Annotated in this window: 13 protein-coding genes; 1 reads left to right on the forward strand and 12 read right to left on the reverse strand. The window is 42.3% G+C overall.

Annotation, left to right across the window (positions count from 1 at the left end):
• The first annotated feature begins 226 nt into the window (after positions 1-226).
• Positions 227-709: a LiaI-LiaF-like domain-containing protein gene (locus tag ACFX4L_RS01745; protein ID WP_377403715.1), complete on the forward strand. Its 483-nt coding sequence runs from the start codon at positions 227-229 to the stop codon at positions 707-709.
• 75 nt (positions 710-784) lie between these two features.
• Here the strand turns inward: ACFX4L_RS01745 and yihA are convergent, their stop codons facing one another.
• The 12 genes from yihA to ilvN form a co-directional block, all read right to left on the reverse strand.
• Positions 785-1366, reverse strand: a complete 582-nt coding sequence (yihA, locus tag ACFX4L_RS01750; protein ID WP_061464273.1) for a ribosome biogenesis GTP-binding protein YihA/YsxC — start codon at positions 1364-1366, stop codon at positions 785-787.
• A complete protein-coding gene (gene lon / locus ACFX4L_RS01755; RefSeq protein WP_377403718.1) occupies positions 1363-3684 on the reverse strand; it encodes an endopeptidase La in 2322 nt (773 codons plus the stop codon). The genes yihA and lon overlap by 4 nt, the downstream gene beginning before the upstream one ends.
• Before the next feature lie 254 nt (positions 3685-3938).
• Positions 3939-5609: an ATP-dependent protease LonB gene (lonB, locus tag ACFX4L_RS01760; protein WP_089361681.1), complete on the reverse strand. Its 1671-nt coding sequence runs from the start codon at positions 5607-5609 to the stop codon at positions 3939-3941.
• A gap of 196 nt (positions 5610-5805) precedes the next feature.
• The gene (gene clpX, locus ACFX4L_RS01765; protein ID WP_061464276.1) at positions 5806-7074 is read right to left on the reverse strand and encodes an ATP-dependent protease ATP-binding subunit ClpX; all 1269 of its coding nucleotides are present in this window, start codon (positions 7072-7074) and stop codon (positions 5806-5808) included.
• A gap of 426 nt (positions 7075-7500) precedes the next feature.
• On the reverse strand, positions 7501-8793 hold the full coding sequence (gene tig, locus ACFX4L_RS01770) for a trigger factor (protein ID WP_377403721.1): 1293 nt from the start codon (positions 8791-8793) through the stop codon (positions 7501-7503).
• A 184-nt stretch (positions 8794-8977) separates the two neighbouring features.
• The gene (locus tag ACFX4L_RS01775; RefSeq protein ID WP_377381179.1) at positions 8978-10012 is read right to left on the reverse strand and encodes a tetratricopeptide repeat protein; all 1035 of its coding nucleotides are present in this window, start codon (positions 10010-10012) and stop codon (positions 8978-8980) included.
• Between the two features lie 167 nt (positions 10013-10179).
• Positions 10180-10779 carry a 3-isopropylmalate dehydratase small subunit gene (leuD, locus tag ACFX4L_RS01780; protein WP_377381182.1) on the reverse strand — a complete coding sequence of 200 codons (600 nt, stop codon included), beginning with the start codon at positions 10777-10779 and terminating at the stop codon, positions 10180-10182.
• A gap of 28 nt (positions 10780-10807) precedes the next feature.
• A complete protein-coding gene (gene leuC, locus ACFX4L_RS01785; RefSeq protein ID WP_377381185.1) occupies positions 10808-12217 on the reverse strand; it encodes a 3-isopropylmalate dehydratase large subunit in 1410 nt (469 codons plus the stop codon).
• 69 nt (positions 12218-12286) lie between these two features.
• Positions 12287-13399, reverse strand: coding sequence for a 3-isopropylmalate dehydrogenase (leuB, locus tag ACFX4L_RS01790; protein WP_284470081.1), 1113 nt, complete (start codon positions 13397-13399; stop codon positions 12287-12289).
• 15 nt (positions 13400-13414) lie between these two features.
• Positions 13415-14950: a 2-isopropylmalate synthase gene (locus ACFX4L_RS01795; RefSeq protein ID WP_284470080.1), complete on the reverse strand. Its 1536-nt coding sequence runs from the start codon at positions 14948-14950 to the stop codon at positions 13415-13417.
• Complete coding sequence (gene ilvC / locus ACFX4L_RS01800; RefSeq protein ID WP_061464283.1) at positions 14937-15965, reverse strand: ketol-acid reductoisomerase; 1029 nt, start codon at positions 15963-15965, stop codon at positions 14937-14939. The genes ACFX4L_RS01795 and ilvC overlap by 14 nt, the downstream gene beginning before the upstream one ends.
• Positions 15966-16010: 45 nt before the next feature.
• Positions 16011-16523 (reverse strand): acetolactate synthase small subunit, encoded by a 513-nt coding sequence (ilvN, locus tag ACFX4L_RS01805; protein ID WP_125160085.1) that lies wholly within the window; start codon positions 16521-16523, stop codon positions 16011-16013.
• Between the last annotated feature and the right edge of the window lies 1 nt (position 16524).

The following is a 16524-nucleotide window of genomic DNA, read 5'->3' on the forward strand; positions in this document are numbered from 1 at the left end:
TTCATGTAAATTTATTATACCATGTACTAAAATGGAAACACGCAAATAATATGAACAGTTTATGAAAACGTATGCTACCATGAAAAGACGCCAAAACGCCTGAATTGCTCCAAAAGGTGTCTAAGCGGGATTTGTAAGTTACATACATATTTCGACATTGTGTACAAAAGTACCATATCAAAAATGGCAAAGAACTTCAAGTAATCGAATTGAATAGGAGGATAAAATGAAAACGCAACGTATTTTCCCCGGAACCGTTTTAATCGGTTTCGGACTCTATTTTTTTCTTGAACATTCCCAAATGGAAATCTTTCCAGGCTTTTATAGCTGGCCCACTTTATTATGCATAGTCGGTGCCGCCTTCTTGGTTCAGGCCTATAGCGGTAATGATTATGAATCCATCCTGCCAGGCGTCATCCTACTGGGGTTCGGGGCTCACTTCCATATCGTAGCAAACCTTGATATTTGGCCGGATAATATAGGTATCTTTATTTTAATCATCTCACTGGGATTTATTCTCCGGGCACGTAAAACAAATTCTGGAATGTTTCACGGGATGGTATTATTCATCATCTCGATCCTTTTCTTGTTCTATGATAAAATCACAACGTCTTTCGGGATTGTTGAAACAAATACGGCGAACATCGAAAGGTTTTGGCCATTTGCCTTGATGGCAATCGGCATCTACTTTTTGGTTCGAAAAAAGTAAAACTTCAGCCGAGTCGCATTTCATGCGAATTTCATAATGAAAAAGGGTATTCCAAATGCGGAATACCCTTTTCTTTTACATATATTTCTTAAGGACGCCCCAGGCTTGTTCCTTACCTTCGCCTGTTTCACCCGAGAAAAGAAGCAATTCATCTTCTCTTTCCATATTTAACGTTTGGCGTGTTATTTTCAAGTGCTTCTGCCATTTGCCTTTTGGAATTTTATCCGCTTTTGTTGCAATTACGATCCTGGGCAGGTCATAATGCTTCAGGAATTCATACATTGCGATATCATCCTTTGTAGGCGGATGACGCAAATCGACGATCAGAAGCGCAGCGCGGAGCTGATCACGGGAAGTGAAGTACGTTTCGATCATCCTTCCCCAAGCATCACGCTCCGTTTTTGAAACCTTTGCATAGCCATAACCCGGTACATCAACAAAATGGATTGCTTCATTTATGATGTAAAAATTCAAGGTCTGCGTTTTACCCGGTTTAGAGGATGTGCGCGCCAAGTTTTTTCGATTGATCATTTTGTTGATGAAACTGGATTTCCCAACATTGGAACGGCCCGCCAAGGCAAATTCCGGTATTGGAGTATTGGGATATTGTTCAGGCTTTACAGCGCTGATGACAATATCTGAACTTGTCACTTTCATTCGTTCACACCTACCAATGCATGCTCAAGGACTTCATCGACGTGTGAAACTGGAACAAATGTTAATGCTTTACGGACACTTTCCGGGATATCATCAATATCCTTTTCGTTATTTTGCGGGATGATGATTTTCGTAAGTCCTGCGCGATGGGCCGCTAAAGATTTTTCTTTAAGCCCGCCGATCGGAAGAACCCGTCCGCGTAATGTAATTTCGCCTGTCATGCCTACCTCTTTTCTGATCGGCCTATTAGTAAGGGCCGATATTAACGCTGTTGCAATCGTGATGCCTGCAGAAGGACCATCTTTAGGGACGGCACCTTCGGGGACATGAATATGAATATCATATTTTTCATGGAAGTTCGTATCAATATGAAGTTTTTCGGTTTTCGAACGGACATAACTGAAAGCAGCCTGGGCTGACTCTTTCATTACATCGCCAAGCTTTCCTGTCAGGATAAGCTTGCCTTTACCCGGTGACAAGGAAACCTCGATTTGCAGCGTATCGCCACCAACCGATGTGTAAGCTAAACCATTAGCTACTCCTACTTGGTTTTCGACTTCCGCCTGTCCATAATGGAACATGGTTTTCCCTAAAAACTCCTCGACATTCTTTTCAGAAATGACGACCCGCTTTTTATCTCCGGACACGATGATTTTTGCAGTCTTACGACAGATGCTTGCAAGCTGTCGCTCCAGACTCCGAACACCGGCTTCCCGGGTATAATAACGGATGATTTTGGTAAGTGCTTCCTCACGGATTTGCAATTGTGTCTTCATTAAACCATGGTTTTCCAACTGTCTTGGCAGTAAGTGATCCTTGGCTATATGAAGTTTCTCTATCTCAGTATAACCTGCAATCGAAATGATTTCCATACGATCACGAAGCGGGCCTGGAATAGATCCCAAATTATTCGCAGTCGCTATGAACATGACTTTGGAAAGATTATACGTTTCTTCAATATAATGATCACTGAAATTATGATTTTGCTCCGGATCGAGCACCTCCAGCATCGCTGCAGATGGATCTCCCCTAAAGTCATTGGACATCTTATCCACTTCGTCCAGTAAAAAGACAGGATTGATCGTTCCAGCTTTTTTCATGCCTTGGATGATCCTTCCCGGCATCGCCCCTACATATGTGCGGCGATGTCCGCGGATTTCTGATTCATCACGCACCCCGCCTAAAGATATACGGACGAAATTCCTATTCAGGGATGAGGCAATCGATTTAGCCAGACTTGTTTTCCCGACGCCGGGTGGTCCCACTAAGCAAAGGATCGGTCCCTTCAATGAATTGGTCAATTGCTGGACGGCTAAATACTCAAGCACCCGTTCTTTCACCTTTTCCAATCCATGGTGGTCCCTGTTCAGGATCTTTTCAGCTTTGTGAATATTCAAGTCATCTTTAGTCGCTTTGGACCAAGGAAGCGAGATCAACCATTCGATATAATTACGGATGACAGAACTCTCGGCAGAGCTTGACGGAACCTTTTCATAACGGTCCAATTCCTTTAATGCCGTTTCTTTAATATGCTCAGGCATATCCGCTTCTTCTATCTTTTCGTTGAGGACCTCAATTTCCCCTGTTTTTCCTTCTTTATCGCCCAATTCCTTTTGGATCGCTTTCATTTGTTCACGTAGGTAATATTCCTTTTGGGTCCGTTCCATCGAACGCTTAACACGCTGGCCAATTTTTTTCTCGAGAAAAAGGACTTCTTTCTCGTTATTGATGATTTCGATCACCCGGCTTAAACGCTTTTTCATATCAATGGTCTCAAGCACTTCTTGCTTCTCCTTCAATTTCAAAGGCAAATGGGAAGCGATTATATCCGCTAATCTCCCCGGCTCTTCAATATCGGAAGTGGACGAAAACGTTTCACCGGTTATTTTCTTGGACATTTTTATGTATTGTTCAAAATAATCCAGTAGGGTGCGCATTAATGCTTGATGTTCAGCATCCTTTTCATCACTGTCTTCATATATTTTAATCTTGGCACCATAATGTGACTCATAATCGTAAAATTCAATGACCTCTGCCCGGTTCAATCCTTCCACTAACACCCGGATTGTACCATTCGGAAGCTTCAGCATCTGTTTTACCTTTGTTAAAGTTCCCATAGTAAATAAATCTTCTTCACCTGGTTCGTCCAACGAAACATCTTGTTGTGTCGTCAAAAATATAAGATGGTCTTCCACCATTGCTTTCTCAAGGGCTTGTACCGATTTATCTCGGCCTACATCTAAATGAAGTACCATCGTTGGATATACAAGCAGTCCTCTAAGCGGCAGGAGGGGGACGATGATTTCTTGATCAGTCATTTCCTGACACCTCCATCTAATTAGTATCGTCGTTGTAAACTATTTACCCATGTTCTCAACCTTTTAACAATTCTATCCTATTTATATAGAAGTGTCTATTCGTTTACCTTAACACGTTTCGACTGCTATTATTATCTCCAATATTAGATAAAAAAGCACGTCTTAACAGTGTTTATTTTTTTGTTAGGTTTATGGAGGACACCCATTATGGTCCTTAAAATGCCCCGGTTCTGTTTTAATCCGGGGCATTTCCTTTATACGCTTTCTTTTTTCGATAGGTCTAAGGATGTGAGAATTTGTTCCGACATCAGTTCCTTTTTCAGTGCCTGATCCAGCACTTCTTTCACATTCGAAACTGTAATGATTTCTATATCCTTGATCTCAGATAGCAGCGGCTGCATGTTATCGGCAGGGATGATTACTTTCTTTGCCCCGGCAAGTTTTGCTGCCTTGATTTTCGGAATGACTCCGCCGATCGGTTTAACACCGCCATGAATGCTAATTTCTCCAGTCATCGCTAATGTGTGATCTACAGGGATTTTATAAATGGCCGAGTAAATGCCTGTTGCCATTGCAATTCCAGCAGAAGGACCATCTACAGGACTTCCGCCCGGAAAGTTGACATGGATATCGAATTGATCGGCAGGCACCCCCATCGATCGTAAAACCGTAATCACATTTTCAATCGAACCTTTTGCCATGCTTTTGCGGCGAATCGACTTGCCATTCCCACCGCCAATACTCTCTTCTTCGACAATGCCGGTAATATTAATCGAACCTTTTTCATCAGGGGCGGCCATGACCATGACCTCGATTTCCAGCAATGCCCCGCTGTTGGGACCGTAGACTGCAAGACCGTTGACAAGGCCTATTTTAGAATTTGATTCTATTTTCCTGTCCATCCTTTGGGTAAGTTGGCTGCTATGTGCCATCCAATCAATATCTTCTTCTCTGATAAAAGTCCTGTTTTCATTAATTGATATTCCTGCAAGAGTCTGAATCATGTTGACAGCTTCCCTGCCATTTCGGGCATAATCCGAAATCGACTGCAAGCCTTTTTCACTGATGGTAATTCCAACTTTATCGGAGGCATTCTTAGCCACAGTGATTATTTCTTCCCTGTCAAGTTCACGAAAAAACACTTCTATGCATCTCGAGCGTATCGCAGGTGCGATTTCATTTGGCGTTCTTGTTGTGGCCCCAATCAATCGAAAGTCAGCCGGAAGTCCATTTTTAAAAATATCATGGATGTGAGTGGGAATACTTTGATTTTCCTCTTGGTAATAGGCACTTTCCAGAAAGACCTTGCGATCCTCCAATACCTTCAACAGTTTATTCATCTGTATTGGATGAAGCTCCCCTATTTCATCTATGAACAGTACGCCCCCATGAGCATTGCTTACTGCACCTTGCTTTGGCTGCGGAATGCCAGCCTGTCCCATCGCCCCGGCCCCTTGATAGATTGGATCATGCACAGAACCAATCAGCGGATCGGCAATCCCCCGTTCATCGAACCTGGCGGTGGTGGCATCCAGTTCAACAAACACTGCCGAATTCTTAAAAGGGGACTTACCATTTTTCTTAGCCTCTTCCAAAACAAGCCTGGCCGCTGCTGTTTTCCCCACCCCAGGAGGACCATAAACTATCACATGCTGGGGATTTGGTCCACATAAGGCAGCCTTTAAAGATTTAATGCCATCTTCCTGACCGATGATTTCATTAAATGTGCTTGGTCTAACCTTCTCCGCCAATGGCTCTGTTAACGAAATCGATCTCATCTTCCGTAATTGGTCCATTTCCTTACGTGAATCACGGTCAATGGAAACTTTTTGTGTCCGCTGGCCTTTCAATAAGTTCAAAAAATACAATCCAATAATGATCCCAAAAAACAGCTGGATAAACAACGCCAATCCTGTCCAATTCATCGTATTCCCTCCTGCACTCTCCAAGTTTGTCATTTCTGTTAGTATCTCCTTTGGAAGGGCGAAATTATCCAAAAATTTCGTGTTGTAAATTTTGGGGTTTTCATCTCAAAGAACAGTATTTTCTCAATAAACATAAAAAAAGACAAAAGAAAAAAAGACTGCCAGGATGAACTGGCAGTCTTACTTTTCCTATAAATTAAGCAGATGTTTTCTTTCCTTGTCCTTTGATGGTTGTACCGTCTTTAAGGACGAGCTTTGGAGATTCATTTTTCGAAATCGTGCTGCCTGTGATTACACATTTTGCAACATCATCACGTGAAGGCAGATCGAACATCACTTCAAGAATGATACCTTCAATGATGGAACGCAGACCACGTGCACCAGTTTTACGTTCAATTGCCTTTTTAGCAATTTCACTTAGCGCTTCCTGTTCGAATTCCAATTCAACATCGTCAAGCTCAAGCAATTTTTGATATTGCTTAACAAGGGCATTTTTCGGCTTTGTCAGGATTTCAATCAAAGCAGCTTCATCCAATTGCTCAAGAGTCGCAATTACCGGAAGACGCCCGATGAATTCCGGAATTAAACCGAAACGAAGCAAGTCTTCAGGAAGAACTTTTGAAAGCAATTCTTTTTCTGCAATATCATCCTTTTTCACGTCAGAGCCAAAACCAATGACTTTTTGACCAAGACGGCGTTTGATGATCGGTTCGATGCCATCAAATGCACCGCCACAGATGAACAAGATATTGGTCGTATCGATTTGGATGAATTCTTGATGTGGGTGTTTACGTCCACCTTGAGGCGGTACGCTTGCAACCGTTCCTTCAAGAATTTTCAATAAAGCTTGTTGCACACCTTCACCGGACACGTCACGTGTAATGGAAGGATTCTCTGATTTACGGGCAACTTTATCGATTTCATCAATATAAATGATGCCTTTTTCCGCTTTTTCCACATCATAATCAGCTGCTTGGATCAATTTTAGAAGGATGTTTTCGACATCTTCCCCAACATATCCAGCTTCTGTCAATGAAGTCGCATCAGCAATTGCAAAAGGAACATTCAGTAATCGCGCCAATGTTTGCGCAAGAAGGGTTTTCCCGCTTCCAGTCGGTCCGATCAAGGCGATGTTACTTTTAGAAAGCTCAACATCGTCGACTTTGCTATTGGAATTGATACGTTTATAATGATTGTAAACAGCGACAGCCAAAGACTTCTTCGCCTGTTCTTGTCCAATCACATATTCGTCAAGAATTTCACGGATTTCCATAGGTTTAGGCACATCTCTGAATTCTACTTCTTCATCAGTCCCCAACTCTTCTTCGACGATCTCCGTACAAAGCTCGATACACTCGTCACAAATATATACACCTGGACCAGCAACCAGTTTACGGACTTGTTCTTGTGTTTTACCGCAAAAAGAACATTTTAACTGTCCTTTTTCATCATTAAATTTAAACATGTACGTTCACCCCTTCAAATACTCTTCCAACTCTATTACATAGCGGTACCCGATTGTAAAAAAAAACCGGGCACACACCTACTTAAGCATTCCAAAATCCCTAGCATGTTTTGCATTTTATCATGTTCTAGGAAGTTTAGTAACAAAAATGCTCACGCGTCCGAGTTGTAAATATGTACAATAATCAATCAATATGTATTTGCCCTTTACCAGTATGCCCAAAACTTTTGATTTTTAAAATCAGGATTTGCTGTATAAATATGTATATGCGGTATTAGAACTAATCTACACTGAAATTCAAAAAAAATCAATCAGGAACTTACCGATATTTGAAATTTCCACTAATTCTCAATATGTATAAAACAAGGCACGATTACTCGCGCCTTGTTTTTTAAGGAAATATTTAAATCTACTTATTTATAAAAATTATTTTGCGTCAACTGTTTTGCTGTTTTCTACCAAGAAGTCAATAGCTTTCTTAATTTTAAGATCGCCTTTGATTCCTTCTAGGTTTCCAAGAGCTTGTTTGATCGCTTCAATTTCCATATTGTACATTGTAGCCATTTGTCCAAGTTCAGCTTCTACATCTTCGTCAGTCGCTTCAAGTTGTTCAACTTCAGCGATTGCTTCAAGAGTCAGGCTCGTACGAACTTGTCCTTCAGCTTCTTCTTTCATTTGTGCTTTTAAAGCTTCTTCGTCTTGACCTGAGAATTGGTAGTAAAGTTCCAAATTAAGTCCTTGAGATTGAATGCGTTGAGAGAACTCATTCATCATGCGGTCCACTTCGTTTGAAATCATTGCTTCAGGAACGTCCATTTCTGCGCCTTCAACAGCTTTACCAATTACAGTGTTTTGTATGAAGTTTTCTTCTTCGTGTTTTTTGTCATGCTCTAATTTATGTTTTGTTTTTTCTTTAAGTTCAGCCAAAGTTTCCACTTCGTCGTCGACATCTTTCGCGAACTCATCATCCAACTCAGGAAGTTGTTTAGTTTTGATTTCATGAATTTTCACTTTGAATACAGCTGGTTTACCTGCAAGTTCAGCAGCATGATATTCTTCAGGGAAAGTAACTTCGATATCTTTTTCAGCGCCAGTTTCAAGACCAACAAGCTGCTCTTCAAATCCTGGAATGAAAGAGTTTGAACCGATTTCCAATGAATGGTTTTCTGAAGCTCCGCCTTCGAATGCTTCACCATCAACGAATCCTTCAAAGTCAAGAACGACCGTATCGCCGTCAGCAGCTTGTCCTTCTTCTTTAACAACAAGCTCAGCTTGCTTCTCTTGCAAAGTTTTCAATTCGTTTTCAACATCTTCGTCAGTTACTTCAGTATTGAATTTTTCAACTTCAACACCTTTGTAATCTCCCAATTTAACTTCAGGCTTAACTGTTACAGTTGCAGTGAAGATCAGGTTTTCGCCTTTTTCCATTTTCTCGATGTCGATTTCTGGACGATCTACAGGCTGGATTCCAGCTTCTTCGACAGCATTTGCATAAGCATCTGGAAGAATGATATCAAGCGCATCTTGGTATAGTGATTCTACGCCGAATTTTTTTTCGAACATTTGACGTGGCATTTTCCCTTTACGGAAGCCAGGTACATTTACTTGTTTCACTACTTTTTTGAAAGCTGCGTCTAAACCTTCGTTTACTTTTGCAGAGTCAACTTCAATTGTTAGTACGCCTTGATTACCTTCTTGTTTTTCCCATTTTACAGACATGTGTTTCCCTCCAAAAAATCTATATACTTCAATAATAAGCATTGGATGAATATGCTTTGCAAGTGTAACAAGTCATCCCTCAAATATACCCAAAAAAAATATTGGGAAATCGTCCAAACCTGACGATTATACATTACAACCACTACATTATACCACAGGTTTAATCTGTTACAACAGCAATAGCTTAAATAATGGGATAAGAAATTTCCTCAATTTCTTTTAAATAGGATAGGATATCCGCAACGGTTTCTTCATCAGCCAGATAAAGGTCAGCCAAGTCACTCCCAAAAACTTCCCCAGTCATGTATTCTTCCGCTAAGGCATGATAGGCTGCTGCCCACGCCGCAAATCTTTCAGGTCCAGGTTCAAAGGGATACAATATAAAGGAATGACGGTCAATCAAACTATGGACCATTTCAAATAAGCTCGGATTTTCCTGACTGATTTCCTCTTCAGTCAGGCCGGTGACCTTCTTATAGAAGTCCGTCTCCTTCACACTTTTCAATTCCCTTGGTATGACCGACTTCGTTTGATTGAATTTCCTTAGTGTCACTTCCTCGTTATATTCCTGGTCAATAAGAATGTTAAGGAGCATCGTTTTAAAGAAAGGGTGTCCCTCATCATTTTGTAGAAATTGTACGATTTCCGGGATAAATGGTCGAATATTGATATTCGTTAGTTTTGAAATGACCATGAACATTTCATTATCCATTTTCCCTTCAAAAAGATCATTCTCCTGCAATTCCTCTGCAAGCTGCTGATTTTGCCTTTCCTTTTCTTCTTTTTTATCCTCAAGGGCCCTTTTACTGAACTGAAGCATCTTTTCGAAATGTTCCTCTTTATCAAAGGGAATTTGGCTCTCTTCAAATAGCAGCTCGATTGTCGTGACCATTTCCTGATGCTCGCCTAATTGCAGCAGTACCATCAAATAGATATTGATAAGTTGAAAATAGTCGCCTATGCCTTTATTCAGCATCTCTATACACAACTCTTTTGACTCCTCATAATACTCAAGTTCTACTAGTGAGACTACAAGCCCCATGCAAACTTCATCATTTTCGGGCTCATACTCCCTGGCTTGGCTGAAAAGCTGTGCAGCCGCTATAAAGTTTCTGTTCCCAAGCTCGTCAAGCCCTTTTGCAATCAGCCTTTCACCGAGATTTGGAAAGGCGATAATCTTGGTTTCTCCGGCCTTCTTTTGGTTGTTCTCATTATCCATCCTATTTTCCGCCTCACCGTTCGCTTTTTGAAAAACAGTTTAGCATGTAATAGCAGGAAACACAAAATTATATGGACGGATGAACGCCATTCCGTCTTAACCAGCTTCCTCAAAAAAAACCCGCATCCTTTCAAATGAAAGGATGACGGGAAAATGACATTCTTCAATTAAATACTCGATACAACCTTTTCTTGCGATTCATAGGCAGAAATCTTTTGATCATATTGCAGGGTTATCGAAATTTCATCCCAGCCCTTAATAAGCATTTCCTTCCAATATGGATGGATGTCAAAGCTTGTTTCAAACCCTTGACCATCTTTCAATGTCTGATTGGGAAGGTCGATAGTCAACTCATAATCAGTTGCCGACACCCTCTCCATTAAATACTTTACTTCAGCCTGGGTTAAAGCGATGGGGACCATGCCATTTTTCATGCAATTACTTTTAAAGATATCAGCATAAGACGGTGCGATGATGATATCGAATCCATAGTCTTTCAATGACCACGGAGCATGCTCACGAGAAGAACCGCAGCCAAAATTTTCACCTGCTATTAAAATGGACGCGTTTTTATTATGGGGCTGATTCAATTCAAAATCAGGACTTTCTTTTCCATTCTCATCAAAACGCCAGTTATAGAATAAAAATTCTCCAAATCCGCTTCGCTCAATCCGTTTTAAAAATTGCTTTGGAATGATTTGGTCCGTATCCACGTTTTTACGGTCAAGTGCCGCCGCTCTTCCTTTGTAAATAGTAATGGGTTCCATTCTCTGCACCTCCGGTTAATTCTTATTCTTAATGGACCTGTTCAGTTCTTTCCGAATTCCTGATATCGACAAATTTCCCATGAATGGCCGCCGCGGCAGCCATTGCCGGACTAACTAGGTGTGTCCTTGCACCAGCTCCTTGCCTGCCTTCAAAGTTCCGATTACTGGTGGAGGCACAATGCTCTCCGGCTGGAACCACATCAGGGTTCATGCTCAAGCACATGCTGCAACCTGATTCACGCCATTCAAAGCCCGCAGATTTGAAGATCTCATCCAATCCTTCATCTTCCGCTTGCCTTTTAACACTCTGTGAACCGGGAACGACCATCGCCCGAACTCCTTTTTGCACAGTCTTGCCATCGATCATTTCTGCGGCCTGCCGCAAGTCTTCAATGCGTGAGTTCGTACAAGATCCTATGAATACATGCTGAACGGGGATATCCGTGATTGGCATGCCTTCCTCAAGACCCATGTACTCAAGTGCCCGATTCAGCTCCTTAGAATCCATGATACCTTCCGCGAAGGTAGGTACCTTTCCGTCCACTCCACTAGCCATTCCAGGATTTGTACCCCAGCTGACCATAGGTGAAATCAGGCTGCCATCAAGAATGATTTCTTGGTCATATACAGCATCCTCATCACTTGAAAGTGACTTCCACTCCTGAACACATTGCTCGAACTCTTCTCCTTTCGGCAAATATTTACGACCTTTCAAATATGAGAAGGTTGTTTCATCAGGAGCAACCAGCCCCGCCCTTGCCCCGCCTTCAATCGACATATTGCAAACCGTCATTCTCTCTTCCATCGACATATCCCGGAAAACTTCCCCGCAATACTCAATGATGTGCCCAGTGCCGAAATCGACGCCAAATTTAGAAATCACATATAAAATGACATCTTTCGCCATCACACCGTGTCCAAGTTTGCCATTAACCTCAAGCTTTAATGTTTTCGGTTTTGTTTGCCAAAGGGTTTGTGTGGCCAAAACATGCTCAACTTCACTCGTACCGATTCCAAACGCAATCGATCCAAACGCACCATGTGTGGAAGTATGACTGTCACCGCATACAATCGTCATCCCTGGCTGTGTAAGCCCTAATTCCGGCCCGATAACGTGAACGATCCCTTGTTCCGGGCTGTCCAAATCAGCCAGGCGGATACCGAACTCCTTACAGTTTTGGTCTAGTGCCTCTAATTGCTTTCTAGCAATATCATCCTCGATGAAATAGCGATTAACGGTTGGTACATTATGATCCATTGTCGCAAAAGTACGGTCTGGTCTCCTGACTGTGCGTCCTTTTAATCTCAATCCTTCAAATGCTTGCGGAGATGTCACTTCATGAATATATTGAAGGTCTATATAAATCAAATCCGGTTTATTTTCCTCTTCATTCACAATATGACGATCCCATATTTTCTCTATTATCGACTTTCCCATCTTATCCCACCTCGATCAATCTTATATTTTTTTAAAAAACACGGCCTAATATTAGGCCGTGAAAGAAGTTTATGCGTAAGCTCCCATGATATTGGAAATGGCTTCCTGGTCTAAAAGATTGGCTTTTATTTCTGCAATCATCTCTGAAGTAGACGTAATAATTGGTTGGCCATTTGCGATATCGCCTGTTCTCAAACCATAATCAAGGACCGTTTCCACTGCCTGCTCAACGGCATGTGCCTCATCTTCCAAGCCAAAGGACAAACGCAGCATGGACGCCGCTGATAAAATGGTCCCAATTGGATTAGCTAAGTTTTTTCCCGCAATATCAGGAGCAGAGCCATGAATCGGTTCATATAGATTAGGCCCTTCCGTTGATATGGAGGCGGAAGGAAGCATTCCAAGCGAGCCAGTCAATACAGACGCTTCATCGCTTAAAATATCACCGAACATATTCTCCGTCACGATAATATCAAATTGTTTCGGGTTTTTAATCAGTTGCATGGCTGCATTATCCACAAGCATGTGTTCAAGGATTACATCCGGATAGCCCTTGGCGATTTCTTCAGCCGTTTCACGCCACATCCTGCTAGATTCAAGAACATTCGCTTTATCCACGGATGTTACTTTTTTCTTGCGTTCCGATGCTAATTCAAAAGCAAGTTCAATGATGCGCTTCATTTCGCTTTTCTGATAGAAAAGGGTATCGACGACAGCTTCTTTCCCTTCTCTTTCAACGCGCTCACTTGGCTTACCGAAATACAGGCCGCCAGTTAGTTCCCTAACAATCACGAAATCAACATCTTCAATGAATTCCTTTTTAAGAGGAGAAGATTCCGACAAGCTGGAATAGTAGCTGATTGGACGGATGTTAGCATAAAGATTCAAATCTTTTCGGATTTTCAACAAACCACGTTCCGGTCTTAGGTGTGCAGGCTGGTCATCCCACTTAGGTCCTCCAACGGCACCCAATAATACCGCATCGCTGTTTTTACAAATCTCCACTGTTTCATCCGGCAAGGGGGAGCCTGTGTTATCGATGGCCCCGCCTCCAATCTCACCATATTGAAATTCAAAATCGTGTCCATATCTTTGGGCAACGGCTTCGAGGATTTCTACAGCGCCTCTTGTTACTTCTTTCCCGATGCCATCTCCTTGAAGCACCGCAATATTCCTTTTCATCGAAATCTCCCCTTCCTATTGTAATACTGCTTTTTCTTCCAGTTCCTTCATGATGATCACACGGTTCACAGCGTTCAAATACGCTTTGGCAGATGCTTCCAAGACGTCCTGATCAAGACCGCGGCCGCTCGTTTCCACACCGTTATAATCAATTTTCACAAAAACCTGAGCAAGGGCATCCATACCGCCACCCACCGATTGAATTCGATAGTCCAGTAAGTTGATTTCACTGCCCAAACATCTTTCAAGCGTGTTATAGAGGGCTTCAACACTTCCTGCCCCTGTAGCCGCTTCCTGAATCTCTTCATTATCGCCTTTTTTCAGTGTAACCGTCGCTGTGGCAACTTGATGTGTACCGTGGGAAATCTGGAAAGAAATCAGGTCATAGAAACTGATATCCGTCGCTTTCTCTTCAAGCACCAGTGCCACGATATCTTCATCAGTCATGGTCTTTTTATTATCGGCTAATTCCTTGAATTGAACGAATAATGAGTTCATTTCCTCATCCGTTACCGTAAAATTCAACTCTTGTAACCTTTCTTTAAAAGCATGCCGTCCTGAATGCTTCCCTAAAACAAGTGAATTGGACGAAACTCCGACGAGTTCAGGTGATATGATTTCGTATGTCGTTTTTTCTTTTAACATGCCATCCTGATGAATGCCAGATTCATGTGCGTAAGCATTGGCGCCTATTATGGCTTTATTAGCAGGAACTTGCATTCCCGTAAGGCGGCTGACCAGGTCACTGGTCCTTTTAATTTCATTTAATACAAGGCCCGTTCCCGCTTGATAGAAATCTTTACGGATGTAGAGTGCCATAGCCACCTCTTCAAGTGCCACATTTCCAGCACGTTCACCAATGCCGTTGATTGTGCCTTCGACTTGTGTAGCCCCGCCTTCGATGGCAGCCAATGAATTGGCCGTTGCCATTCCAAGATCGTCATGGCAGTGTGCAGATAAGCTAACCTTATCAATAGAAGGAACATGTTCACGAAGGTATCTGAAAATGTTTCCGTATTCGATTGGAGCTGCATACCCTACAGTATCCGGGATATTAATGACCTTAGCACCAGCTTGAATGACCGCTTCAACGATTTCAGCCAAATAGTCAAGTTCCGTACGGCTTGCATCTTCTGCAGACCATTGCACGATCGGAAAACGCGCTGCTCCGTACTTAACCATTTCAACCGACTTTTCAATCACTTGCTGCTTCGACATTTTTAACTTATATTCACGATGAATGGGCGAAGTGGCGATGAACGTATGCAATCTCGGTTCCGCCCCGTCCCTTAATGAATCCCAAGCTGCATCAATATCTCCTTTTACAGCACGCGCCAGCCCCGTAACAGAGCTGTTTTTAATTTTGCGCGCGATTTCCTGTACGGAGTTGAAATCCCCTTTGGATGCTGCCGGAAAACCGGCTTCGATAATATCAACACCCAATCTTTCAAGCTGATAAGCAATTTCAAGCTTTTCGGTAAAATTCAAATTCACACCGGCTGATTGCTCCCCATCTCGAAGCGTAGTTTCAAATATATTAATTTTTCGCAACGGCTACCACTTCTTTCTCTTTTTGTTGAGGTTTTACGAATGGCATCATTTTTCTTAATTCACGGCCAACCACTTCGATTTGATGTTGGTTTTCACGATTATTGATAGCATTGAAGACTGGACGGTTCGCTTGGTTTTCCAAGATCCATCCTTTAGCGAACTCACCGTCTTGGATGTCTTTCAAGATAGCTTTCATGGCCTCTTTCGTAGTTTCCGTCACAACGCGTGGTCCAGAAACGAAATCTCCCCATTGAGCTGTGTCAGAAATGGAATAGCGCATGTTTTCCATTCCGCCCTCATACATAAGGTCGATGATTAATTTAAGTTCATGTAAACACTCGAAATATGCCACTTCCGGCTGGTATCCAGCTTCTGTCAAGGTTTCGAAACCAGCTTTCACAAGGGAAGTCAATCCGCCGCAAAGTACGGCCTGTTCTCCAAATAGATCCGTTTCCGTTTCTTCCTGGAAAGTAGTTTCCAAACCGCCAGCTCTTAAAGAACCGATTCCCCGAGCGTACGCAAGTGCCAATTCTCTTGCTTCACCCGTAACATTTTGATAGATGGCGAACAATGCCGGCACCCCTGCACCTTGTTCATATGTACGGCGAACAAGATGTCCCGGACCTTTTGGAGCGACTAATAATACATCCACATCTGCCGGAGGAACGATTTGATTGAAATGGACGTTGAATCCGTGTGCGAACATTAACGCTTGACCTGCGCGCAATACCGGTTTGATTTCTTCTTGGTATACTTTCGGCTGAGTTTCATCAGGTAAAAGGTTCATGATTACGTCTGCCTGTTCAGCGGCTTCTTTAACTGTGTAAACATTGAACCCGTCTTCCACCGCTTTATCGAAGGATTTACCTTTCCTGATTCCGATGATTACTTCTACACCACTGTCACGTAGGTTTTGTGCGTGTGCGTGTCCTTGTGAACCATATCCGATGACCGCTACCTTTTTATTGTTGAAAAAATTCTCGTTTGCTTCTGCGTTATAATATACTTTTGCCATAATAATTACATCTCCCTTTTCTTTTCATTATTGTTTTTGTTTTTTTTATACAATTGTTGCGCTCTTGGCGTGTGCTATTTGCATTCCACGCGGGATGGCGGCTGTCCCTGTCCTTGCCAATTCCTTGATGCCATATGGCTTGATCAGTTCGATGAAGGCTTCGATTTTATCCGATTCCCCAGTGATTTGGACGGTCAAGCTATCTTTACTGACATCAATTACTGATGCACGGAAGGGTTCGATGACTGAATAAATCTCAGCTCGGGTATGTGTTGTCACCAATATTTTGATGAGTGCAAGTTCCCTCGCCACAATGGATTGATTCGTAATATCATATACTTTCAATACTTCGATCTGCTTGTTTAATTGCTTGGTGATCTGTTCAACGACTGTTTCGTCATCAACATCGACCACGAAGGTCATCCTTGAAATGCCTTCCTGCTCGGATGGGCCGACAGCCATGCTTTCAATGTTATAATTTCTTTTCGTGAACAGATTCGTAATCCGATTCAGGACGCCTGGCCGGTTGTTCACGGTGAGGCTTAGAATTCCTTTCATT

The organism is Peribacillus sp. YIM B13482 (genome assembly GCF_042787975.1).
GTDB lineage: Bacteria > Bacillota > Bacilli > Bacillales > DSM-1321 > Peribacillus > Peribacillus simplex_A.

Excerpts from the sequence above, each read along its gene's own strand:
- yihA (WP_061464273.1), bottom strand. The coding sequence starts at position 1,366 with ATGAAAGTGACAAGTTCAGATATTGTCATCAGCGCTGTAAAGCCTGAA.
- ilvC (WP_061464283.1), bottom strand. The coding sequence starts at position 15,965 with ATGGCAAAAGTATATTATAACGCAGAAGCAAACGAGAATTTTTTCAAC.
- ilvN (WP_125160085.1), bottom strand. The coding sequence starts at position 16,523 with ATGAAAGGAATTCTAAGCCTCACCGTGAACAACCGGCCAGGCGTCCTG.
- leuB (WP_284470081.1), bottom strand. The coding sequence starts at position 13,399 with ATGAAAAGGAATATTGCGGTGCTTCAAGGAGATGGCATCGGGAAAGAA.
- clpX (WP_061464276.1), bottom strand. The coding sequence starts at position 7,074 with ATGTTTAAATTTAATGATGAAAAAGGACAGTTAAAATGTTCTTTTTGC.
- tig (WP_377403721.1), bottom strand. The coding sequence starts at position 8,793 with ATGTCTGTAAAATGGGAAAAACAAGAAGGTAATCAAGGCGTACTAACA.
- leuC (WP_377381185.1), bottom strand. The coding sequence starts at position 12,217 with ATGGGAAAGTCGATAATAGAGAAAATATGGGATCGTCATATTGTGAAT.
- leuD (WP_377381182.1), bottom strand. The coding sequence starts at position 10,779 with ATGGAACCCATTACTATTTACAAAGGAAGAGCGGCGGCACTTGACCGT.
- lonB (WP_089361681.1), bottom strand. The coding sequence starts at position 5,609 with ATGAATTGGACAGGATTGGCGTTGTTTATCCAGCTGTTTTTTGGGATC.
- ACFX4L_RS01745 (WP_377403715.1), top strand. The coding sequence starts at position 227 with ATGAAAACGCAACGTATTTTCCCCGGAACCGTTTTAATCGGTTTCGGA.
- lon (WP_377403718.1), bottom strand. The coding sequence starts at position 3,684 with ATGACTGATCAAGAAATCATCGTCCCCCTCCTGCCGCTTAGAGGACTG.
- ACFX4L_RS01775 (WP_377381179.1), bottom strand. The coding sequence starts at position 10,012 with ATGGATAATGAGAACAACCAAAAGAAGGCCGGAGAAACCAAGATTATC.